Genomic DNA, 22,090 nt, shown 5'->3' with positions numbered 1-22,090 from the left:
TGTCCGATGAGGAGGTGGAGCGTTTGAGTCTTCTATGGGTTTTTTATGAGGAAGATTATCAAACCGTCCGTTTAGATGAGCAGTTCAACCGGGAAGCTGTGATTGGACCTGAAATAGAGCATACAGTAACAATTCCTTCCCTTTCGTTTGATGAAGGATTGATTCGTTTATCTCCAGATGAAACGAATGATGGCTTTTCTCTTTATCAGGGCGAAAAGAAGATAGGTCACTTACTTCCACATGAACCATGTCAGGTTGGTTCACTCACACTCATGTTGATGGATTCACATCATGATCAATCCATTTATTACCTAGGAAATAGAGTCGAAGTGACTATTTCAAGTGAAGAAATAGATGAAGCGGATGTGTGGAAAGAACAAGCTCATTCAATGTTTCAAGATGCCAAATCCTTCACGTTGGAAAAAATAGAAGGCACTTGGTATGTCATTCCCCAAGATGAAACGATCTATGTGAACGGGAAACAGCTGCACGGTCCACAGCAGCTTCTTGCTGGAGATGAGCTGTTTTGGAACTTTTTGACGCTGTCATTGAAAGATGATGATTTATTGCAAGTAACAGCATTTGAACCATTTCAAACACGTTTAGAAAAAACAAGGCCGCCGAGTACCGAAACGAAACAAAAATATCCTTTATATAGACGAACACCACGTTTGATTTACGATCTGCCAGATGACCGGGTGTCTTTCAGCTTTCCTTCACAGGAGAGTGAAAATAACGGCAGAGGACTTTGGCTCGTGGTTCTTCCGCCGCTTGTCATGCTGATTGTCATGGGGATCGTGGCCCTTGTACAGCCGCGAGGCATCTTTATTGTCGTGTCGATGGCAATGTTTATTATGACGTTAATTACATCGTCTGTTCAATATTTTAAAGAGAAATCCCAGCGCAAAAGACGAGAAGAGAAGCGGCAACGCGTTTACTCTCTTTACTTAGAAAATAAGCGGAAAGAGTTACAAGAGCTGTATGACCGTCAACAATTTATTTTAACGTATCATTATCCATCATTTGAACAAATGAAATATTTGACATCAGAAATCAGCGGGCGTATTTGGGAAAAGACGCTTGTCAGTGATGATTTTTTACAGCTGCGTCTAGGGACAGGTGCAGTTCCTTCAAGTTATGAATTATCGACGAGCGGCGGCGATATGGCCAATCGTGACATCGATGACTTAATGGAACAAACCCAGCATATGCAAAACGTCTATCGCGAGGTAAAAGATGTACCGATTACGTTCGGTCTTGCGGACGGTCCAACCGGATTAATAGGAAAACCAGCAATTGTCAAAAATGAGCTTCACCAGCTTGTCGGCCAGCTTGCTTTCTCGCACAGCTATCATGATTTGAGATTTGTTTTTATCTTTAATGAACAGGAGTATGAGAACTGGGAATGGATGAAATGGCTGCCGCACTTCCAACTTCCTCATACATACGGGAAAGGGTTTATATATAACGAACAAACACGTGATCAGCTCTTGTCTTCTATTTATGAAATTTTACGAGAGCGTGATCTGGAAGAGGAAAAAGAGAAGAAAATCTTTACGCCTCACTTTGTGTTTATCGTGACAAACCATGAACTCATTGCGGAACATGTGATTTTAGAATACCTAGAAGGCAGCCGGACGGATTTAGGCATCTCAATTATCTTTGCGGCAGAAACAAAGGAAAGCTTGGCTGAAAATATTTCAACGCTTGTTCGTTACATTAACGAAGAAGAAGGAGATATTCTCATTCAGCATAAGAAGGCCGTACGAATTCCATTTCAGCTGGATGCACATGAGCGAGCGGACAATGAGCTGTTTGCCAGAACCTTAAGAACATTAGATCATCAAGTCGGGATGACCAACTCGATTCCAGAAACGGTCTCCTTCCTTGACCTGTTTCATGCCAAACAGGTAGATGACATTGGCATTCGTGAAAAATGGCTGACATCTGAAACAGCAAAGTCATTATCTGTGCCTATCGGTTATAAAGGAAAAAACGATATTGTCGATCTGAATCTGCATGAAAAAGCACATGGACCACATGGTCTGTTAGCAGGAACAACGGGATCAGGAAAAAGTGAGTTTTTACAGACGTATATTTTATCCTTGGCTGTACACTTTCACCCGCATGAAGTGGCGTTCCTGCTTATTGATTACAAAGGAGGCGGAATGGCGCAGCCGTTCCGAAATATTCCGCACTTACTTGGTACGATCACAAACATTGAAGGTAGCAAAAACTTTAGTGAAAGAGCGCTTGCCTCTATTAAAAGTGAACTGAAGAAAAGACAGCGCTTGTTTGATCAGTATCATGTGAATCATATCAATGACTATACGAAACTCTATAAAGAGAAAAAGGCGGAACAGGCGATGCCTCATTTGTTCTTAATCTCTGATGAGTTTGCTGAATTAAAAAGTGAAGAGCCAGATTTTATTAGAGAGCTTGTCAGTGCCGCGCGGATTGGACGAAGTCTCGGTGTCCATCTCATTTTAGCGACACAAAAGCCCGGCGGGGTCATTGATGATCAAATTTGGAGTAACTCCCGCTTTAAGGTCGCATTAAAGGTACAAGATGCATCAGACAGTAAGGAAATTTTGAAAAATAGTGATGCAGCGTCAATTACTGTGACAGGTCGTGGATATTTACAAGTGGGGAACAATGAAATCTATGAATTATTCCAGTCGGCTTGGAGTGGTGCACCGTATATGGAAGATGGCTATGGATCAGAAGATGACATTGCCATTGTAACGGACACTGGACTGATCCCATTATCAGGGGTAAGTACAGAGCCAGCGGTGAAAAAAGAGACAGTGACGGAAATTTCCGCTGTTGTGGATGAAATTGAACGTATGCAGCAGGAGCTTGGAATTGAAAAGCTTCCGAGTCCATGGCTTCCACCGCTTGAAGAGCGGATTCCAAAAACACGTTATGCATCAAGTGAAGAGCACGTCTTCCATTTCGCTCTTGTCGATGAGCCAGATCAGCAAAGCCAGCATCCACTATCTTATCAAATGATGGAGGATGGAAATATTGGCATCTTCGGTTCATCCGGCTATGGCAAATCACTTGCTGCAACAACATTGCTTATGAGCTTCGCAGAAAGATATTCACCTGAAGAATGGCATGCATATATTTATGACTTCGGTAACGGCACCTTGCTACCGCTTGCCAAACTTCCGCATACGGCTGATTATTTCTTAATGGATCAAATGAGGAAGATTCAAAAGTCGATGAAGCGTCTGCGTGAAGAGGTTGAATATCGCAAGCGTTTATTTAGACAGCAGGAAATGAGTCATATCAAAATGTATAATGCATTGAATGAGAAAAAGCTTCCATTCATATTTATCGTGATTGACAACTTTGACATTGTGAAAGACGAAATGCATGAACTCGAATCTGAATTTATTCAGTTAAGCCGTGATGGACAATCGTTAGGCATTTATTTCTTAATCACAGCGACTCGTGTAAATGCAGTCCGTCAATCGCTTATGAACAACTTGAAAACAAAGATTGTCCATTACTTAATGGATCAAGGAGAGGCATACTCCATTATTGGCAGACCGAAATTCAGCTTAGAGCCAGTTCCAGGCAGAGTCATTATCAACAAAGAAGAGCTTTATTTTGCCCAAATGTTCCTGCCAGTCGAAGGAGAGAATGATCTTGAATTGTTTGAGCATTTAAAACAAGAGATTCAGCTTCTAGATGCTCGCTTTGAATCAGCTGAAAAACCAAAACCTGTGCCGATGCTTCCTGATAAGCTGACTGCTCATGAGCTTGAGAGTCGTTTAGATGATCAAAAGCAGCCATATGACATTCCAGTAGGACTGGATGAGGAATCTGTGGCACCTGTTTACTTTGATTTGAAAAAGAATAAACACTGCCTCATTATCGGACAAACGCAGCGTGGGAAAACAAACGTGACAAAACTGATGCTTGATCAGCTACTAGAAGCAGCACCAGAAAAATTGGCCGTCTTTGATTCCATTGATCGTGGTCTTTCTCATTATGCGAAAGAAGAAAACATTGATTATCTTGAAACAAAGGATGATATCACGGAATGGGCAGAGGAACTGGACCGTTTATTTAAGGTTCGAGAAGAAATGTATGTCGAAGCTGTGCGCCGCGGGGAGACTGATCAGCTGTCATTTCCTCAAGTTGTGCTCGTCATCGATGGCATCACACGTTTTCAGCAGACGATCGACCCGCGTCTTCAAGATCAATTGGCTGATTTCATGAAGTCATATGCACACTTAGGCTTCAGCTTGATCGCATCAGGGAATCATACCGAATTCAGTAAAGGCTATGATGCACTCACAAACGAAATCAAACAGGTTCGTCATGCCATGTTACTGATGAAAAAATCAGAGCAAAACATCATACCGCTTCCGTATGCAAGACAAGAACCAGAGATTCAGCCAGGTTTCGGATATTTGGTTGAAAACGGGAAAGAGAAGAAAATCCAGGTTCCTTTATGTGCGGTAGAAAGGAAGAGTGTTCAATGACAGAGCAGCAAAAAAGCTCCATCAAAATCGTGTCGACCATGATACTGATTCTCGTCTTGCCGGTTCTATTTTTCCATCTCATTGGGGATGATCCGGCAAAACAGAAAAAGAATGCCACACGTAACATTGCCGTGGTCAATGAGGATATGGGGGCGAGCGAAAGTGAAAATACCGCTCGTTTCGGACAGGATGTGGTGGCGGCATTATCAGAGCGTCCAGATTACACATGGACAGTCGTCAATCGAAGTGCGGCAGAAAATGGACTGAAAAATAGAAAGTACGATGCAGTTCTCTATATTCCATCTGACTTCTCTAAAAATGTGCTGAGCTATGATAAGGATCATCCTGAGAAGGCATCTATCCAATTCTCAATCCAAGATCAGCTCAATGCAGTGAATAAAGAAAAAGTACAAAGAGAGTTAGAAAATGCTCAAAAGAAAATGAATGAACAAATGTCGACTTTATATTGGAGTTTTGTATCACAGGAAATAGGCAATGTCAGAGAAGAGTTTGAGCATATTGTTGGCAAAGAGGTCGAATTCCAAAACACGATGTACAACTTCTATAAGCCAAATTCAAACAAACTATCTGATGCCGTCCAGCAGCAGAAGAAACAAATAGAAGAACTAAAAAATGCGATGGCCGATTCACAAAAGCAGTATAAAGACGGTTTAAGTACAACAGAAGAAGCGAAAAGCCAGCTGAAGGATTTCGTAAAAGTAGTCGATCGATATCAGCAGTATCAAGACAAACAAAAGGATCTCTTGATCAAAGCGCAATCGACAAGTAAAAAACAAATCCAGCAAGGACTCAAACAGCTTGCAGAGATTCAAAACCAAAATGCCCGCAGCTTTAGCGATCAAATGGGCGGACTCAAAACCGACATCAATGGGGTCCAAAGTCAGCTTAAAACAACGGACAGCGCAATTCAATCTGTTCAAAAGGCAAGAGAAGACGCAATCCCTAAGCAATCGTCGGGATTAAAGGAACTTGTGAAGACGTCTCAAGAAGAACTGTTGAAGGATTATGAAGGTCAATACTTAGAGGACTATAAAAATAAAATAACAGCTTTGCTGACGAAGCTAAACGTAAAAAGAGAACAGCTATTGGCTGAAACTGAATCGCCAGATGATTCCAGTAACGACGGGCCATCAGATCAAGATAATGAAAACCCAGAAGAGATTGGAATTAACCTCGATGAAGAAACAAATGAGCTCTCTCAAATTTCAACAGAAATGAACGATCTCGCGGATCAATTAGCAAATCAAGAGACACCGCCTTCTATTGAAGGTGATAAAGATGGTGACAACGATGAAAATCCTGCTCAGCCAGATACCGGCAGCACGAATTCATCGAAGGATGACCTTAAAGCACTCTCGACTCGTTTAGAAGAAGTAAAAAAGAAGATTCAAGAGAAAGCTGCTGCTCATAATGAAGAATTAAAAGGCAAAGTGAGTCAAATGAGTAAAGAGCTTGAGAGACTTTCTGAAAAAGTAGGAAAGCTTGAAAAGACGATCCTATTGTTGCAAGATCGATATAATGTGATTCCAAATGAAATCAAAAATCAGGAATCAACTATTTTGAGCAAAGTAAAAGAGTTAGAGAGCAGAAATTCACCGATTGTTAAAGTTTTTAAAGATAATCTTTTTGAGAAAAAGTTTGAAACAAAATCAACAAATACTAAAAAATTAATGGAATACTCCAATCAACTGTCTCAGCTAGAGATGATGCTTGGGAACCTATATCAACCAACAAACAATTCATCTCTACTAGACACAAAAGGAGATGAAATCCAGTCCATCCTTTCCATCAAAAAAGAAGAAACGGAAAACTGGGATACACTCAAAAATCAAATGCTGACGTCAAATGATGATGTGTCTACCTTTATTGATGAGATGCAAAAGTTCTCAGATGGCTACGCAGAATACATTTCGACTCAGCAGGCAAGCATGGAACAGGAGTTAAATGCCATTTCTGAAAGTGCGGACACAGTAGCTGAACAAATGGCTGATCAAGGAGATGCGGTGTATACGGCGGACCTTGCGGGCAGTTCGATTGTTGTGAGTGCACAGGATTCAATTGGTCAGGAAGTGCTTCGTCTTTCTGAAAATATGAGTTCGTTAACTGACCGTCAAAAAGGGGTGGCAGATTATACGAATAATATCGAAGAAAGTGTCACAACCGTTCAAGAAAAAGCGGATACGCTGAACGAAAACTGGAGCAAGAATGTCAATTCTACGAAGCTTGTTCAACAAGATTTGAAGGGTATTTTAGGAAACACTTTAGACGATCAAGGCAACAGCAACTATGTGTATAACCATTTAGCCAATCCACTGAAAATTAGCGGCGATGTGCCTGAAGAAAAAACGCAGACTGTACCGCCAGTAGTCATTTTGGTTATTGTCATGATCAGCAGTTTGTTGATTGGCTTTTTTAGCTCGTACTATGCGTCAGCGCCAATGCTGGTCAAAGGTGCATTGTTTGGTATTTTAAATCTGCTAGTCGGGCTCATGATCAGCCTGTTTGGACTCAACATTTACAAACTAGCTGATGACCAAGCCATTCAATGGTCGATCTTTACGATTTTGCTGCTAGTGGCATGCTCTGCCTTTATTCGCACAGCTTTCCTTTTCGGTTCAATTGCCGGATGGATGGCAGCAACGGCGCTTATTTTCTTCTTTGTTGCACCGTTAATTGATTTGGTCATGCCAAACTTCCATTTTACAAATCCAGTGACAGACGTGTATCTGTCCATCCAATATGGAAATGGAGACAACTTCGGTATGGGCATCACAGGGCTACTGATTTTAACGATATTGTTCATGGTCATTCCACTAGTGAAGAAGCTATGGAAAGACAAAACAGAGGAACGTGATGTCACTCATGAGGCTTAATCTATTCGTCAAAGGGATGGCACTTGGTGTCATATCCCTTTTTCTCCTCAGTCCTGCTGCTTTTGCTGCTACAGGTGAAGATACGGATACGAATGTCAAGCCGAATGAATATCAAGAAAAGAACCTCAATATTAATTCGAGTATATTGAGGGATCAAACGAAATACGAACAAAGCAAAACAACATCTAAAGTTAAAACGGACATTCACTTTGCTGACCCGCCTAAGACCTCTGGTGGTCAACTTTCGCCGCAAATTTTTAGTGATCTGAAAGAAAATCCGCCTAAAACGCCAGCTCGTATGATGAAAGAGATGAATATCTCTTTCAGCGATTCGGCTGTATCAACTCCTTCTGGCGATGATCATGAAAAGCAGAGATCGGCGCTTCTGCCAATCATTTTTGGCATCTTGATCGCCTTTGGCATCATTGTCATGATCATTCTGATTCCAAAGGTGAATGTGAAGACGGAAAAGAAATAGCCTGCCTTTTGAAAAGGGCAGGCTTTTCTTTATGCAGATTGCTTGATGTGATACCGATTCACTATTTAAAATAGTATTATTAAGGGAGGAGATTGTCATTCGAATTTCAATCGTCACAGGCGGATCAAAAGGATTTGGTTTAGCACTTGTCAAACAGCTACTTTCACGCGGGGATAACGTGTACACCGCTGCAAGAAGTGAGTCGCCAATATCCCATCCACACCTCACGCATTCACAGGTCGATCTCACTGATGAGGAATCGGCTGCAAAGTGGCTTCAGGGCATCTTGTCCTCGCAAACTCTCGCAGACGCTGATGACGTCTTGCTTGTCAATAATGCAGGAATGGTCACTCCTATCAAACGTGCAGGGCAAGGCGGAGAAGATACGCTTCATCAGCATTATACGCTGAACCTTGTCATCCCTGTTTTGCTCAGTCACGTGTTTGTGAGAGAGACACAATCTCTTGAAGGGAAGAAAACCATCGTGCATCTTTCTTCTGGAGCAGCTAAAAATCCGTACAAAGGATGGAGTGCCTATTGCAGCTCAAAAGCAGGGCTTGATATGTTTATGAGGACTTTACATGAGGAACAGCAGGACGAAGCTTATCCTGTCACCACGTTTTCCTTTTCACCCGGTACGATTGATACGGATATGCAGGGAGAGATTCGGAAATCCTCCAAACAGGACTTTGAACAAATTGAACGGTTTCAGCAATTACATGAAACAGGTACGCTAAAGAGCCCAGATGAAGTGGCCGGTATTTTACTCGACCTTCTAGCAGATGACCCAGCTGGTGGTTGTGTATATGATGCCCGTGAGTATGAAAAAAAGCAGTCATAACGGCTGCTTTTTTCGTATTGTACAAGCAAAGACAGCTTATCGAGCATAAGCTAAACTTGAGACTCATCGGAAATATGACAGAACATTTGAGTTTCTTTTCAGAATATGTTAGGATGCTAAAAATATAGATAAGGAGGGGTTTCCATGAGAAAGGTTACATTAATGGATGTTTACACCCATCCAGTCGCTCAAAAATATTTAAATCGTTCAGGAAAAGCCCACGCCATTGCTTGTGCTTATCACGCATTCAAACTGGCGATGCAGGCGGGGATTAACCCGGATCTTGCTGTGAAAGCAGCACTCTTGCATGACATCGGCCACTATGAATGGTATACAGCAGGCGGAGAATGGGATTACGAGACATATAGACGGAATGATATTCATGCCATTAAAGGGGCAGAGCGGGCACATAAACTGCTCATACGGCTCGGCGAGGAACCAAAAGCAGCCAAAGAGATTGCCCTTGCGATTTTGCTTCACACAGATTCATATTTGCCAGAGGGCGACCTGCATAAGGACACACTCCAGCAAATTGTGAAGAAAGCAGATGAAATGGACGAAGAGCCTGGTGGACACCATCATTACAGACAAATAGATGAATCACTTGCGCTCAAAAAAATTGCTGATTTGGATGAGAAGGTGCAGCAGGCGCTTCAGCCCATGAAACGCTCTGTTTAATATGGAATATCTCCATGAATCGTTCCGTGCTGATCCACATACAATGTTCGGATCACAGTACGGTTAAATGCCGATGTTCCTGATGCAGTGAGGCCTGAGTAATGGACCGTGACGGAATAAGCACCTTCTTTTTTCAATTGAACGGCTGATGAAGAGCTCGTTTTCAGTGGATGATCCTTCTCGGCATCTTTAAAATATGTGGTCTCTACAGTTTTGCTTAATCGTTTAATCAGCTTGCTCGAATGTGTCGATGCATCTCCTGATTTCGCTGCAACGATTTTGATTTCTTCATTCAATGGTGAATCAAAGGATACAAGTAGCAAATAAGGATCCTTTTTTAATGAATTTGATCGAATCGTCCATTTTCCTGGAACGGGTTTATTGATTTGTACATGGTGTGAATAGGCGCCTTCATATGGGAATGATGCTTCGGATGTCGTCAAATTGGTTAAGATATCGCCATTTGGTGCAACGATTTCTGGATTGACTTCCTCTCTTTCATTTAACCATTGAATCGATAGGCCATTCGTTCCTTCCTCTACATAGAACGCTTCTGTTTTATCCTTTTCACTTTCTCCACCTTTCACATAAACGTTTGTATTTAGCTCTGAAGAGACTGGTTCTTGCTCTTGTTCGTCTTCACTTTCAGCGCTTGCGGTACTTGCATGCAGCTGTGCCTGAAATACGGGGAACATGCTTGTGCCGTTTTTGATCGAAAAGTGATCCCACTTTCCTGTTAAAATATTGTTTGCATATGCTAGCTTTGTGCTGCTGACCGTCACAGCGCCATCGTTTGCACCAAAGCTTTTTAAATACATGCCGCCTAAATAAAGCACTCCGCCAAAGGTTCCCCAATCTGAACCAGAATAGGTCACATATTTATGAGGAAACGTCTCCAGCCGGTCGGTTTCACTTCGAAAAGCTGCCATCATCCCGGTTTGCAGAGAATAGAGCGCGTCGCTCTTTTGTCCAAGGATTTGCGCAAGCCAGCTTCCGCCTTTGCTATAGGCTAAATCCGCAAGCGGCGTCCCATAATGTGGAGAGCCAAGTGTGATGACTTTCTCTACAAATGGATGAGCGTTGTAATACACGAGTGCAGCCTGCGTATCCACTCCGCCTTTACTATGACCGATTACTATCAGTTTTCTGCCGAAAAATTCATAGATTTCTTTTAACTTTTCTGCTAATAGTTTCCCATTCTTTTTCATGTCCTGATCTGGATACAAATCTATGAACGCGCTTTCGTATCCGTTCAGAACAGCTTGTTTTGCCATATCGTTTCGATCAGACCATGTGGAGGAAGAACTGTTTATGCCATGAACAAAAACAAGTGGGGGTTTTGACAGGTCTTTTTGTACCGGTTCTTCGCCTTTAAACCACTTCCCTGGTGTACCAGGTGCATCTCCAATTGTGCCTGCGTGCGCATAACTTGCAGAGGATAGTAAGAGCATGACAGCAACGATACAGATTAATTTTTTCAAGATCATTCACCTCTTCAAATAATTTAAGATGTTGGCAGCACCAATCTATTATACTTCTAAAAATTGTAAAAAAATATGGAATGTAAAAATACGGTAATAATGTTGTAGGTTTGCTGAGTGACACTCACATGGGTCATTGCATACGCTGTGGGTAAATACACAAGTAAAGGGGCAGGTAGCATGGCACAACAAGGAAGTCCACAGCTTGTTTCATTAGTTGATCCATATGTTTATCAAACATTGCAGAAAGTAGTCGGTATGAGATTGATTGTTCAAACAGTGAAAGATACAGTACGTGGAAAATTGAAGGAAGTGATGCCGGATCATATTGTGATTGAGGCGGGGGCAAAATCAGTGTTTTATGTGCGGATCCAGCAAATCGTGTCGGTGATGCCTGATCACAGTGAAAGAGTGTAACAAGCAGACGCACAGATGTCTGCTTTTTTCAATGCTTACAGAATGTATATCTGGAAAAAGTGCATGATATACCAATTGTTCTTTTTTTTTCAAAAAATATGGTTCTAAAACAAGAAGCAGTTGACAGAAGGTGGGTTGAATAGTAGTTTTTTAATAAGGTCAATACGTAACAGGAGGAGCATCTTTGTTAAAATCTAAAGTTCATTTTTGGACATTCCAAATATTACTGGTTTTACTGATTGTGTATGTATCAACAAAAGTTTCATTTTTATTTCAGCCGATCATTTTATTTGCTTCAACGTTGTTTGTTCCTATTTTACTGGCAGGTATTCTCTTTTTCATCTTTAATCCGATTGTTCGATTTTTGTCGAAGAAGATACCTAGGACGCTCGCCATTCTGATTATTTATCTCCTATTCATCGGGCTTATCACGTTTGTTGTCAATGCTGCTGGACCTGTCATTGTCACGCAGGTGGGTGGACTTGTCAAAAGCTTCCCGGGGTATGTCACGGACATGCAGAAATTTATTAATGACTTCTCGCATTCTAAAACATTTACATGGATGATGAACCAAGATTATGTGTCTGTTTCGAAGTTTGAACAGTCGATCGTTTCGACATTAAAAGATTTACCGGAAAATATTGCTTCAAGTATGTCGGCGGTGTTTGGCGTGATTGCGAATATTGCCCTCGCAGTCATTACCGTTCCATTCATTTTATTTTACATGCTAAAAGACGGGCATAAGTTTCCGGACAAGCTCGTTCAATTTTTGCCAATGCCTTACCGTAAGGAAGGATTGAAGATTTTTAAAGAATTAAACGATACGCTTGCTGCTTACATACAAGGGCAAATCGTTGTTTGTTTATTTGTCGGAGTTGCTTGTTTTATCGGATACTTATTAATTGGTGTGAAATATGCACTCATTCTCGGCATCATTATTGCGGTGACAAACGTCATTCCATATCTTGGGCCATATCTTGGTGCGGCACCAGCTGTGCTCATTGCTTTTCTTGATTCGCCTGGAAAAGCGGTTGTGACTGTTATTGTCATTCTAGTTGTTCAGCAGATCGATGGAAACGTCATTTCTCCATTGATCATTGGAAAACGTCTCAACACACATCCGTTAACAATTATCTTGCTATTAATTGGGGCAGGAAGTTTTGGCGGAATCCTTGGCATGATTTTTGCCGTCCCTGTCTATGCGCTGCTTAAAGCCATCACACTCAATATTGTCAGATTGGTTCAGCTGCGTCAGCGCTCTCGAAAAGAACAGCATTTAAACGTTTAGGGCAGATGCACAACTTTTCCCTTTTTGCATAACATAACTCACATAAGCGAATAGGGAGGAGAAGGAAGATGCCTGCGATTGTTGGACCCATTCATATTGAGTCTTTAGGCGGAAACGGCTCGGCTACTTTTGGTGACGTTCTCGCCATTGCCCCTTTGGCTGTAGATCACTCGACCGGTGGAGCGGGAGCTTTTAATTCAGGTGATTATATGTCCCTGACAAGCGATCCGAATGCCACCATGCTTTGGGACTTTACACTGTTTGGCCAGCCTCAATCATTTAATGCATAGAAAGACAGCTGATCATACGACATATCAGCTGTCTTTTTTATGTTGGATAGACACGTATTGTTCCGCTAGGCATATGATGAGGGTAGTAAAGGTGGTGGAAAGATGCCAGCAATTGTTGGACCCATTCATATTGACCGTGTCATAGGAAACGGTTCTGCACATTTCGGCGATGTGTTTGCCATTTCGCCAAAAAGTGTGGATCATTCCGCTGGTGGTTCAGGCACCTATAATGCAGGAGACTTTGTTCAATTCTTCAACAATCCGAACGTCACATTTGTTTGGGATTCAAACCTGATCAGCCAGCAAAAGAGCTTTAACGCATAGCCAGCTTTGAAAGGGTCTCCTTTTCAGAAGCTGTCTTTTTTTATGGTACAATGGATAGAAGAAGGAAGAAGAAAAGGGGGGTAAAACACATCAAATGAAAATAAGAAAAGCGCATCTGACAAGCGGGCAACCAACAACCTACAATGTATATTTACATGAAAATAAAAAAGAATATAAAACGCTTGTCGCTGTACCTGATATGGAATGGAGTATTTCTATCGCGTATGAAGACGAAAAAACGCAGCTTGAGCAAGCACTAGAACAATCTTTAAACAAAAGAGTAGAAATAGACGAAGCCCGTGAACTCGCACAAAAAATTGTGCACTGGGTCACAGAAATGTAAATTCAGAAACCAGGAGTGAACACAGCAATGAAAGAAGAATCCGTAGACTTTTATTTGCAGCAAGGGATATTTGGACATGCTGAAACAAAACCCGATGAACGAAGAATGTTTCTCGGCTCATTAAGAGAACGTGCTCTTCTCGCTCTGACAAAAGGGCAAGTATCGAGACATAAACCGTATCAAGAGGTAGAGCAAGTATTGAAGGCAAACCGAGAGGCCACTGTTCTTTTAAATGGTGAATTGTCATATGCTTCTTATTCTCCATATGTCAAAATGGCAAATGCCGCTAGTTGTTCTTTTAAAGTGGTCAACCATCACGAGTCACATTCACCTTTTGGGCTTGTGATAGAGGTGCCGCATGCGATCAATCAAGAGCACATCTATATAGAAGATGAGCTTTTTCAAAAAGCTTTTTCTCGTGAATCTGTTGAATAGGTTTCCCTAGTGAAATGAATAAGCTATAATGATTCAAAAGAGCATATGGGAGAGATGCGGATGGGCAAAGCATTGATTTGTATTGATTATACAGTTGATTTTGTTGCAGACGATGGAAAACTGACGTGCGGAAAGCCTGGACAGGCGATTGAGTCGAAGATCACAGAGATCACTTCTTTATTTATTGATGAAGGACACTTTGTTGTTTTTGCCGTCGATCATCATGAAGAGCAAGATCCATATCATCCAGAGACAAAGTTATTTCCGCCCCATAATATTCGCGGGACAGAAGGAATTGAACTTTACGGAAAACTAAGTTCACTATTTCACACGTCAACACATTTAAAACATGTCTATTATATGGAAAAAACAAGATACTCTGCTTTTGCAGGCACTCAATTAGAAATGAAACTGCGCGAGCGTGGCATCACTGAACTTCACCTAGCCGGAGTGTGTACCGATATTTGTGTACTTCATACAGCTGTTGATGCGTACAATAAAGGCTTTGAACTTGTGATTCATGAGAATGCCGTGGCGAGTTTTAATGAAGCGGGGCACGAGTGGGCACTTTCTCACTTTGAGCATACGCTTGGTGCGAAAGTGGTTAAGTAAGGGAAGGAGAATGGAAGTTGGAGCATCGGTTTATTGACGACAGTTTATCACTACATACAGATCTTTATCAAATTAACATGGCAGAAACGTATTGGAGAGACGGCATTCATGAGAAGAAGGCAGTCTTCGAACTCTTCTTTAGAAAGCTTCCATTTGACAACGGCTTCGCTGTATTTGCTGGTTTAGAGAAAGCGATTGAATATTTATCGGACTTCTCCTTCACCGAGAGCGACCTTGCATATTTAAAAGATGAACTCGGTTATAAAAGCGATTTCATTGAATACTTAAGCGGATTGTCATTTACAGGGACACTTCATTCAATGAGAGAAGGAGAAATTGTCTTTGCGAATGAACCTATTATGCGCATCGAGGCAACACTTGTTGAAGCGCAGCTAATTGAAACGGCACTGCTCAACATCGTGAACTTCCAGACGCTAATTGCAACAAAGGCGGCTCGTATTAAAGGAATCATTGAAGATGAGACAGCATTAGAATTCGGAACAAGACGTGCCCATGAAATGGATGCAGCCATGTGGGGAGCAAGAGCAGCACTGATCGGCGGATTTCAGGCAACAAGTAATGTCCGTGCAGGGAAACGCTTCAATATTCCCGTATCAGGCACACATGCCCATGCCCTTGTACAAGCATATCGCGACGAATATACTGCATTTAGAAAATATGCCGAAACACATACAGACTGTGTCTTTTTAGTGGATACATATGATACGGTCAGATCAGGCATTCCAAATGCGATTAAGGTAGCAAAAGAATTCGGAGACAAAATCAACTTTATTGGAGTCAGACTTGATAGCGGAGACCTTGCCTACTTGTCTAAAAAGGCGAGAACGATGCTGGATGAAGCTGGATTCCATGACGCAAAAGTCATTGCATCAAGCGATCTTGATGAACACACCATTATGAACTTAAAAGCACAAGGTGCAAAAATTGATGTATGGGGTGTTGGAACGAAACTAATTACCGCATTCGATCAGCCAGCTCTTGGTGCTGTATATAAGCTTGTATCGATTGAAGAAAACGGTCAGATGAATGACACGATCAAAATTTCTTCTAACCCAGAGAAAGTGACAACACCAGGCCGTAAACGAGTGTATCGCATTATCAATCAATTGAATCATCACTCTGAGGGAGACTACATTGCCCTTGAAGAAGAAGATGTTCAAAGTGAAGATAAGCTGAAAATGTTCCATCCAGTTCATACATTTATCAGCAAATTCGTGACAAATTTTGTGGCAAAGGACCTTCATGTCCCAATTTTTGAACAAGGGAAGCTGGTGTATGATAATCCAGATATCCAAACGATTCAAGCATATGTGCAGGACAGTCTCGGACTCTTCTGGGAGGAATACAAACGAATCAGCAAACCAGAAGAATACCCAGTCGATTTGAGTCAAAAATGCTGGGATAATAAGATGCAGTTTATCCATGATGTGAAAAATAAAATCAAAAAAGAGCTTTATGAAAGCTGATTACCCCGGGAAAGGAGATCATCAAGCCAGATGGTCTCTTTTTTTAATGTTGGACGATTCAAAATGAACCTTATGGGCAATCATTTGGTATACTGAAAGCACATCTTGTTTGTCATTGCATAAAGGAGGAATGGAGCAGTTGAGGGTGTTTGTTGCAAGGCAGCCTATTTTTAACAGAAAAGAACAAGTCGTATCATACGAGCTGCTTTATAGAGATAGTGAAACCAATACATATAGCGCTGAAGATGGTGATCAAGCGACAACCGACCTCATTATCAATAGTTTTTTAAACATTGGCATCGAAACACTGACAGAAGGAAAACGATGCTACATCAATTTCACCGAAAGCTTGCTTTCGTCTGATCTGCTCACTTATTTTGATCCACATCAGCTTGTGATCGAAATATTAGAAAATGTACCGATTACTCCGGCACTTATTATGAGATGTAAGCAATTAAAAAAGTGGGGATACACGATTGCGCTCGATGATTTCTTTCTGAGTGGAACACATTTTCATGACAAGTTACTCGATGAACTCCTCTATTGCATTGATATTTTAAAAATTGATTTTCTGAAAACAACATGTGAAGAACGAAGAGACATTTTACATACATATAAAAAGTATCGACTTCGATTCCTTGCTGAAAAGGTAGAAACGCGAAAAGAATATGAAGAAGCGTTAGAAGCTGGCTTCCATTTGTTTCAAGGATATTTCTTTAGTGAGCCGCACGTCATTTCGGGACGAGCCTTATCGACTAGCTTCCACGCATACCATCAGCTATTGAATGAGCTGAGCAAGGAGCAGCCGAATATTCAGACCGTGACGCACTTTATAGAAAGTGATCTTTCCCTTTCATATCAATTATTAAAAATGCTGAATTCTGGCGGCATGAGACGTCTTTATCAAATCAAGAGTATTCGTCAGGCGATTATCCTGCTTGGGTTTAATGAAATACGGCGATGGATCTTTATCCTTTCATTTAAAGAACTAAATGTCCAAGCCAACTCAAGCCAAAAGGAAATCATCAAAATGTCGTTCATTCGTGCCAAAACGTGTGAACTCATTGCTAGTCGAACTGAACGAGAACATCCCGCTTCTTATATGCTAACAGGTATGTTTTCACTCATTGATACGCTTGTCAGGGCGGACATTACTGAACTTGTGAAAGAACTGCCTCTTTCGGATGAAGTAGGTGAGGCACTGCTTGGCTATGAAAATGACTATTTCCTTGTGTTAGACGTTGCCAAACGTATTGAACGAAATGAATGGGATGATGAAATGTTAGGTGGAAGTCTCCCTAAGCAGGAAGCCTACGGCTGTTATATAGAAGCCATTGAATGGTGTCATAAAATGTTTGAATCTTAAGAAAAGCCGCTCACACTAGAGCGGCTTCTTTCTTTGTTATCCCCACTGTAAAAGTAGAAAAAGCCTGCTTGAAGAGAGGGATAAGTAGATGCGGATGCCTTCTGGACTAAAGCGGATATCGATATTGCTTTTCACCCCAATCTGCTTCAGCATTCGAATCACACTTGCGGTGTCAGCACGTTCAGCAGCTTCCATGATTCGCTGTCCAAACGAAAGCGAACCGGAAATCTGCTGTGTAATGAGGGATGCATCAGCAACGAGACGGGTTGATTCCTTTGCAGCCTTTTGAAACGCATGAGCATCTACTGGAGGAAAAGTCATAGGTGTTCGCAGGTATGCGTTCCCCATTGCGGGAACCTGCAAAGGAGGATAAGGAACATAGTAAAACACATGGTCACCTCTTCTCTCATTGAAGTGAATTTGGACGGATATCTGTTCTAAATGTATGAAGAAAATCCGAATAAAGAATCAAAATGATCTTTCTACCTTTGCATATTCATCATAAAAATAGGTACTTTTGCGGTCAATTTCGGTGAATGTCGCCAAAAAATTGCGGTGTCTACAGTAGAGCCTGTAGTCTGACCTATAACATGAAAAACCGAGGAAACAGAAGGGATCATACGTTCTGTTACACAAGAATTGTGACGAATGATGCCTGTTCATGTCGCAAAAATGACGTATTTCCTTTGAAATTGAGATAAAAGTATCATTTGAAAAGTCTGAAAATGATGAAAAAAGACCTATTGAATTTTGCGGTATCACGCACACATTTTGTGCATACTTTTCGGTGAAAAAATACTCAATAGCATTTACACTGTTAGTAACAGATCAAATACTTATGACCCAATCAACATACACAAATACATTGATCTTCCAAAAAAGGAGAGTGGAATCGATGGAAAAGTATGAAATCGAAGAACTTAAACAATTATTATGGAAACTTGAAAACGAAATTAGAGAAACAACGGCTTCTCTTCATAACATTAACAAAAGCATTGATCAATACGACAAATATGAATATGTGAAAATTTCTTAAAGACTTGATAACCATCAAGTCTTTTTTTTATCCAAATACATACAAAAAAAGGATATATTATTATATAATTGTTAAATAGTGATGTCAGTGGACATTTGCTTATTTCTTTTTAGTAAAATAAGAGGCGAGAGGGTGAGGATCAAGATCGAGTATGCTAAACTATCTAGAGAATACAAAAATCAAGCAGAAAATGTCTGATTTTATTCAACATGCAGTCAGGCAAAATGATTTACAAAAGCTGCTTCTCGAATTTACAGATATAAAGAATGAATTTCCTTTTGGACAATTGGCTTACCAACATTATGAGGCATTTGGCGGACAAGACGAGCAAGCGATTACAAAACTGGCAGCAGGGATTGAACTTCTCATCTTATCTGCCGATATATTAGATGATATTGAAGATCAGGACAATGATTCGTATCCTTGGATGAAATGTCAGAGCGGAATTGCGATTAATGCGGCGAATGTTCTCTTTGCATTGAGTTTTGATGTGTTTTCAAAGCTTGATCATGGAGCGAAGCTTTTAAACAATGTATATTCTTATTCCATTCAGTCAATGCAAGGGCAGCATATAGATATGACACTGGAGCCAGAAAATGAGCAGGATTGTTTAAATATCATGAAGTTAAAAGCAGGGTCACTGTTTGTATTACCTTGTGTGTTAGGGGTTGTTTTGGCAACAGGTTCTTTTGAAAAGAAGGTAGAAGAATATGCTTATTACCTAGGAATGGCGGAACAGCTTGAAAATGACTATCTAGGTCTTTTTAATAAAGATAATATTGACTTTAAAAGAATGCAAACATTACCGCTAGTTTACTTGAAAAATGAGTTTAATCCATCTAGTTCAGACTTGCTCAGTTATTTTCAATCAAAGGATAAGAGTGCCGGCTCTGAAGAATTAAAGGATAAATTAAAAAAATCTGGTGCTCAACAATATGTATTTATTATGAGAAACCTTCTCAGAAATAAGTTTAAAGAAGCATTCAAGAAACTACATTTAGAGGCTTCAAAAAAGAAAAAACTGATACTTTTTTTAATTGGAGATGGAGAAGATGAAAATTCAGGAATTGGTTAGTTATTTAGTGGAGAATCCTTCAACATTAAATCAAATCGCTAATGGGAACGCATCATTGCTTCACGTTGATCAAGAAACTGCAAGTATTATTGTTGACGGATTCCAGAAAGAAGACGTTATTAAAGCAATCATATGGGCAACTGCTTGAGTAGATAAATATTATGAGAAAGTTTTACTCTAAGTTAACAGTTATATTAGTTATCCTTAGCTTCATCTATGTGATTTACATCTCTTATATCAACGTATTTAATATTTTTGTTGGAGCAGCTGTTAAGGAAAATAGTCACGGTCAACTTGAGGTAGTGGATGTCGATAATTTTACAGATAGCTATCTAGCTGGAGTTAGGAAAGGCGATATCATACTTGAAGTGAATGGGAATAAAAAACCAGTTGAAGAAGTTAAAAGAGGTTTTTTAGCTAATGTTAAAAGTTTAGTCGTTGATAGACATGGTGATAAAATTGATTTAGAGAATGTAAGGTTATTGAGTCAAGCGAATCTGTTTATTTATCTAATACCAGTCATTCTTTATTCCATCTGTCTATTTTGTATATTTATGATTTTAAAAATGAATAAAGCAAACCAAAAAGAGTCAGCTTATATTTTAGCTTTATTTCTTTTGGCGGTGTCTATAGGTTATGTAAGTTCTGGTGGTTCTGGAAAAGGAGAGGCTATCAGTCGTATTCTTGTAATCGTTACAATGAATATTGTACCTCCACTATATATGCACTTTATGTATCAATATTTAAAAGAATTAGGAACAGAAATTATTCGTCGTCGAGTTCTTTTTTATTTGTATCTAGTTCCAGTGACTAACGTTTTATTAGTTTTATTCTATAAAAATAAAGCAGGACCAGTAGATCTATTAGCATATGTCAATTTACTTTCATTTTTTGTTCTGGCTTTCCTTTCGATTATTATCACTATAAGGGCTGCTAAAAAATTGAAAGACAATGAAGTCAGCAATGTACTTCGAGCATTTGCACTCATTTTAATCTCAGCATTCAGTCCATTCATGCTATTTTTTATCATTCCTTATTTTTTTGGTATATATTTTATTTCACCGTATGTTGTTGCATCGTTTGTTCTTTTAATTCCTTTTTTCTTAGTCTATCAATTTATGTCAAATAAGCTATATAATGTTGATTTCTTTATGGGAAGGATTAAATACTACGGTTTTTTAGCAATTACACCAACAATACTAGTGGTTGTTCTTTTTGATTTTATTCAAAAGCCAAATGCAAATTTCTATACAGTGAAATTTACGATTATCACGTACATTCTTATGCTTACCGTCTTCTACTTTAAAGAAATTATCGATTTCCGTTTTCGATTGAAGCGTTTTTCAGAGAAGCATAATTATCAGGATAGTATATTTAAATTCACACAGCTTATTCGTGAGGCGTCATCACTTCATCAAGTATTGTATCATTTAAAATACACCATCTTAGAAGTACTTGTTGTGAACAAAGCCTTTGTGCTTGAAGTGAAGGCAGATGGACAAATTGTTGAAATTGATGAATCAATAGAAGAAAGCCAGCTATGGAAAGATTATGTGGACCAATTTCAAGATATGTTAGGTGAAGTTGGTAAAATCATCGGGTTGGATAAAGGATTCATGATGAAAATTGGTGAGCGGGGTGGTCACTCGTTTGTGATTTGCTGTTTATCTAATTTACGGACACCTAAGCTGACCCGCGATGAAATCTCATGGCTGAAAACATTGGCATTTTACACAAGTGTCAGTTTAGAAAATGTCGTTAAGATCGAAGAACTGATGGAGCATCTTGAGGATTTGAAACAGCGGGAAGCCAATCCCGCCTGGCTGAAGAAAGTCATGTTCGCCATGGAAGAGAAGCAGCGTTCAGATTTAGCGAGGGATCTTCATGATTCTGTGCTGCAGGATTTGATTTCACTGAAGAGACAGTCCGAGATGTTCTTAACCAATTTCCAAAACAACCAATGCCCAACATCTATTGAAAATTCATTGATCTCATGGAATGAACAAATGTCTAAGGTGATTCAAACCACGAGAGAAACATGTCATGAACTTCGGCCACAGCTCCTCTATGATTTGGGGTTAGTGAAGGCAATTTCGAAGCTGACTTCGCAAATTCAAGAGGAAGCGCCATTTCATATTAGGCTGAATACAACCCGCTTTGATAAAGAACTGGACATTGATATTGACTCACAGCTGAATATTTACCGGATTGTGCAGGAGCTGTTATCCAATGCGTTGAAGCATTCTAAGGCCAGCCAAGTCTTAGTGATGCTCATTTGTATTAAAGATCAAGTTGTTCTCCATTATGAGGACGATGGAGTCGGATTTGATGCAAGCCAGCTTGATCAGCACACGATGAGCATGGGTCTTTCTGGCATAAGGGAACGAGTCAAAGCTCTAAATGGAAAGCTTCAAATTCACACGGCACCTGAAAAAGGGCTCAAGGTGAAAATTGAAATGGAATTGTAACGATTTCTTAAGGAATAAGACTTGGCATCTGCCAAGTCTTTTATATAAAATGGAAGTGAGTGATTTAAAGGGAGGAAG

General features: G+C 40.2%; 20 protein-coding genes. 18 read left to right on the top strand and 2 right to left on the bottom strand.

Annotation, left to right across the window (positions count from 1 at the left end):
- Positions 1-23 precede the first annotated feature (23 nt).
- The 5 genes from essC (at position 24) to MHI41_RS14820 (ending at position 9,390) form a co-directional block, all read left to right on the top strand.
- Positions 24-4,499 carry a type VII secretion protein EssC gene (essC, locus tag MHI41_RS14840; protein ID WP_342494274.1) on the top strand — a complete coding sequence of 1,492 codons (4,476 nt, stop codon included), beginning with the start codon at positions 24-26 and terminating at the stop codon, positions 4,497-4,499.
- Positions 4,496-7,393, top strand: a complete 2,898-nt coding sequence (gene esaA / locus MHI41_RS14835) for a type VII secretion protein EsaA (RefSeq protein ID WP_342494273.1) — start codon at positions 4,496-4,498, stop codon at positions 7,391-7,393. Before essC ends, esaA begins: the two co-directional genes overlap by 4 nt.
- Positions 7,374-7,871 carry a type VII secretion protein EssA gene (gene essA / locus MHI41_RS14830; protein WP_041091830.1) on the top strand — a complete coding sequence of 166 codons (498 nt, stop codon included), beginning with the start codon at positions 7,374-7,376 and terminating at the stop codon, positions 7,869-7,871. Before esaA ends, essA begins: the two co-directional genes overlap by 20 nt.
- Before the next feature lie 97 nt (positions 7,872-7,968).
- Complete coding sequence (locus tag MHI41_RS14825; RefSeq protein ID WP_073412615.1) at positions 7,969-8,712, top strand: (S)-benzoin forming benzil reductase; 744 nt, start codon at positions 7,969-7,971, stop codon at positions 8,710-8,712.
- A 144-nt stretch (positions 8,713-8,856) separates the two neighbouring features.
- A complete protein-coding gene (locus MHI41_RS14820) occupies positions 8,857-9,390 on the top strand; it encodes an HD domain-containing protein (protein ID WP_007500462.1) in 534 nt (177 codons plus the stop codon).
- Here the strand turns inward: MHI41_RS14820 and MHI41_RS14815 are convergent.
- On the bottom strand, positions 9,387-10,871 hold the full coding sequence (locus MHI41_RS14815) for an alpha/beta hydrolase (protein WP_336619517.1): 1,485 nt from the start codon (positions 10,869-10,871) through the stop codon (positions 9,387-9,389). The genes MHI41_RS14820 and MHI41_RS14815 overlap by 4 nt on opposite strands.
- Before the next feature lie 180 nt (positions 10,872-11,051).
- Here MHI41_RS14815 and MHI41_RS14810 point away from each other — a divergent pair, with 180 nt between their 5' ends.
- From MHI41_RS14810 to MHI41_RS14770, 9 genes are all read left to right on the top strand, one after another.
- Positions 11,052-11,288, top strand: coding sequence for a YuzF family protein (locus MHI41_RS14810; RefSeq protein WP_003213721.1), 237 nt, complete (start codon positions 11,052-11,054; stop codon positions 11,286-11,288).
- A 184-nt stretch (positions 11,289-11,472) separates the two neighbouring features.
- On the top strand, positions 11,473-12,576 hold the full coding sequence (locus MHI41_RS14805; protein ID WP_008345881.1) for an AI-2E family transporter: 1,104 nt from the start codon (positions 11,473-11,475) through the stop codon (positions 12,574-12,576).
- Positions 12,577-12,644: 68 nt separating this feature from the next.
- Positions 12,645-12,866: a spore germination protein gene (locus tag MHI41_RS14800; RefSeq protein WP_008345880.1), complete on the top strand. Its 222-nt coding sequence runs from the start codon at positions 12,645-12,647 to the stop codon at positions 12,864-12,866.
- Positions 12,867-12,968: 102 nt separating this feature from the next.
- Complete coding sequence (locus MHI41_RS14795) at positions 12,969-13,190, top strand: spore germination protein (RefSeq protein ID WP_008345878.1); 222 nt, start codon at positions 12,969-12,971, stop codon at positions 13,188-13,190.
- Positions 13,191-13,284: 94 nt separating this feature from the next.
- Positions 13,285-13,533 carry a YueH family protein gene (locus MHI41_RS14790; protein ID WP_008345876.1) on the top strand — a complete coding sequence of 83 codons (249 nt, stop codon included), beginning with the start codon at positions 13,285-13,287 and terminating at the stop codon, positions 13,531-13,533.
- 27 nt (positions 13,534-13,560) lie between these two features.
- Positions 13,561-13,968, top strand: a complete 408-nt coding sequence (locus tag MHI41_RS14785; protein ID WP_272511069.1) for a YueI family protein — start codon at positions 13,561-13,563, stop codon at positions 13,966-13,968.
- A 60-nt stretch (positions 13,969-14,028) separates the two neighbouring features.
- Positions 14,029-14,580 (top strand): isochorismatase family cysteine hydrolase, encoded by a 552-nt coding sequence (locus MHI41_RS14780; RefSeq protein ID WP_272511068.1) that lies wholly within the window; start codon positions 14,029-14,031, stop codon positions 14,578-14,580.
- A gap of 17 nt (positions 14,581-14,597) precedes the next feature.
- Complete coding sequence (locus MHI41_RS14775) at positions 14,598-16,067, top strand: nicotinate phosphoribosyltransferase (RefSeq protein ID WP_007500472.1); 1,470 nt, start codon at positions 14,598-14,600, stop codon at positions 16,065-16,067.
- A gap of 139 nt (positions 16,068-16,206) precedes the next feature.
- Positions 16,207-17,433: an HDOD domain-containing protein gene (locus tag MHI41_RS14770; protein ID WP_035701209.1), complete on the top strand. Its 1,227-nt coding sequence runs from the start codon at positions 16,207-16,209 to the stop codon at positions 17,431-17,433.
- Positions 17,434-17,469: 36 nt separating this feature from the next.
- On the opposite strand, the gene MHI41_RS14765 is transcribed toward MHI41_RS14770, so the two are convergent.
- Positions 17,470-17,823, bottom strand: a complete 354-nt coding sequence (locus MHI41_RS14765; protein WP_017358939.1) for a hypothetical protein — start codon at positions 17,821-17,823, stop codon at positions 17,470-17,472.
- Between the two features lie 505 nt (positions 17,824-18,328).
- On the opposite strand from MHI41_RS14765, the gene degQ reads away from it, so the two are divergent.
- From degQ to MHI41_RS14745, 4 genes are all read left to right on the top strand, one after another.
- Positions 18,329-18,469, top strand: coding sequence for a degradation enzyme regulation protein DegQ (degQ, locus tag MHI41_RS14760; protein WP_003213123.1), 141 nt, complete (start codon positions 18,329-18,331; stop codon positions 18,467-18,469).
- A 151-nt stretch (positions 18,470-18,620) separates the two neighbouring features.
- Positions 18,621-19,544, top strand: a complete 924-nt coding sequence (locus MHI41_RS14755) for a polyprenyl synthetase family protein (protein WP_017367962.1) — start codon at positions 18,621-18,623, stop codon at positions 19,542-19,544.
- Complete coding sequence (gene comX, locus MHI41_RS14750) at positions 19,522-19,692, top strand: competence pheromone ComX (RefSeq protein ID WP_017358941.1); 171 nt, start codon at positions 19,522-19,524, stop codon at positions 19,690-19,692. The genes MHI41_RS14755 and comX overlap by 23 nt, the downstream gene beginning before the upstream one ends.
- 13 nt (positions 19,693-19,705) lie before the next feature.
- Complete coding sequence (locus tag MHI41_RS14745; protein ID WP_342494272.1) at positions 19,706-22,012, top strand: ATP-binding protein; 2,307 nt, start codon at positions 19,706-19,708, stop codon at positions 22,010-22,012.
- Positions 22,013-22,090: the final 78 nt, after the last annotated feature.

Source organism: Bacillus sp. FSL M7-0307 (genome assembly GCF_038627835.1).
In the GTDB taxonomy this organism is placed as follows: domain Bacteria; phylum Bacillota; class Bacilli; order Bacillales; family Bacillaceae; genus Bacillus; species Bacillus altitudinis.
This window is presented reverse-complemented; position numbering and strand designations above follow the sequence as displayed.

Bases quoted from the DNA above. Each gene is read 5' to 3' on its own strand.
- esaA (WP_342494273.1), top strand. From the start codon at position 4,496: ATGACAGAGCAGCAAAAAAGCTCCATCAAAATCGTGTCGACCATGATA.
- essA (WP_041091830.1), top strand. From the start codon at position 7,374: ATGTCACTCATGAGGCTTAATCTATTCGTCAAAGGGATGGCACTTGGT.
- MHI41_RS14820 (WP_007500462.1), top strand. From the start codon at position 8,857: ATGAGAAAGGTTACATTAATGGATGTTTACACCCATCCAGTCGCTCAA.
- MHI41_RS14810 (WP_003213721.1), top strand. From the start codon at position 11,052: ATGGCACAACAAGGAAGTCCACAGCTTGTTTCATTAGTTGATCCATAT.
- MHI41_RS14800 (WP_008345880.1), top strand. From the start codon at position 12,645: ATGCCTGCGATTGTTGGACCCATTCATATTGAGTCTTTAGGCGGAAAC.
- MHI41_RS14795 (WP_008345878.1), top strand. From the start codon at position 12,969: ATGCCAGCAATTGTTGGACCCATTCATATTGACCGTGTCATAGGAAAC.
- MHI41_RS14790 (WP_008345876.1), top strand. From the start codon at position 13,285: ATGAAAATAAGAAAAGCGCATCTGACAAGCGGGCAACCAACAACCTAC.
- MHI41_RS14785 (WP_272511069.1), top strand. From the start codon at position 13,561: ATGAAAGAAGAATCCGTAGACTTTTATTTGCAGCAAGGGATATTTGGA.
- MHI41_RS14780 (WP_272511068.1), top strand. From the start codon at position 14,029: ATGGGCAAAGCATTGATTTGTATTGATTATACAGTTGATTTTGTTGCA.
- degQ (WP_003213123.1), top strand. From the start codon at position 18,329: ATGGAAAAGTATGAAATCGAAGAACTTAAACAATTATTATGGAAACTT.
- MHI41_RS14755 (WP_017367962.1), top strand. From the start codon at position 18,621: ATGCTAAACTATCTAGAGAATACAAAAATCAAGCAGAAAATGTCTGAT.
- comX (WP_017358941.1), top strand. From the start codon at position 19,522: ATGAAAATTCAGGAATTGGTTAGTTATTTAGTGGAGAATCCTTCAACA.
- MHI41_RS14745 (WP_342494272.1), top strand. From the start codon at position 19,706: ATGAGAAAGTTTTACTCTAAGTTAACAGTTATATTAGTTATCCTTAGC.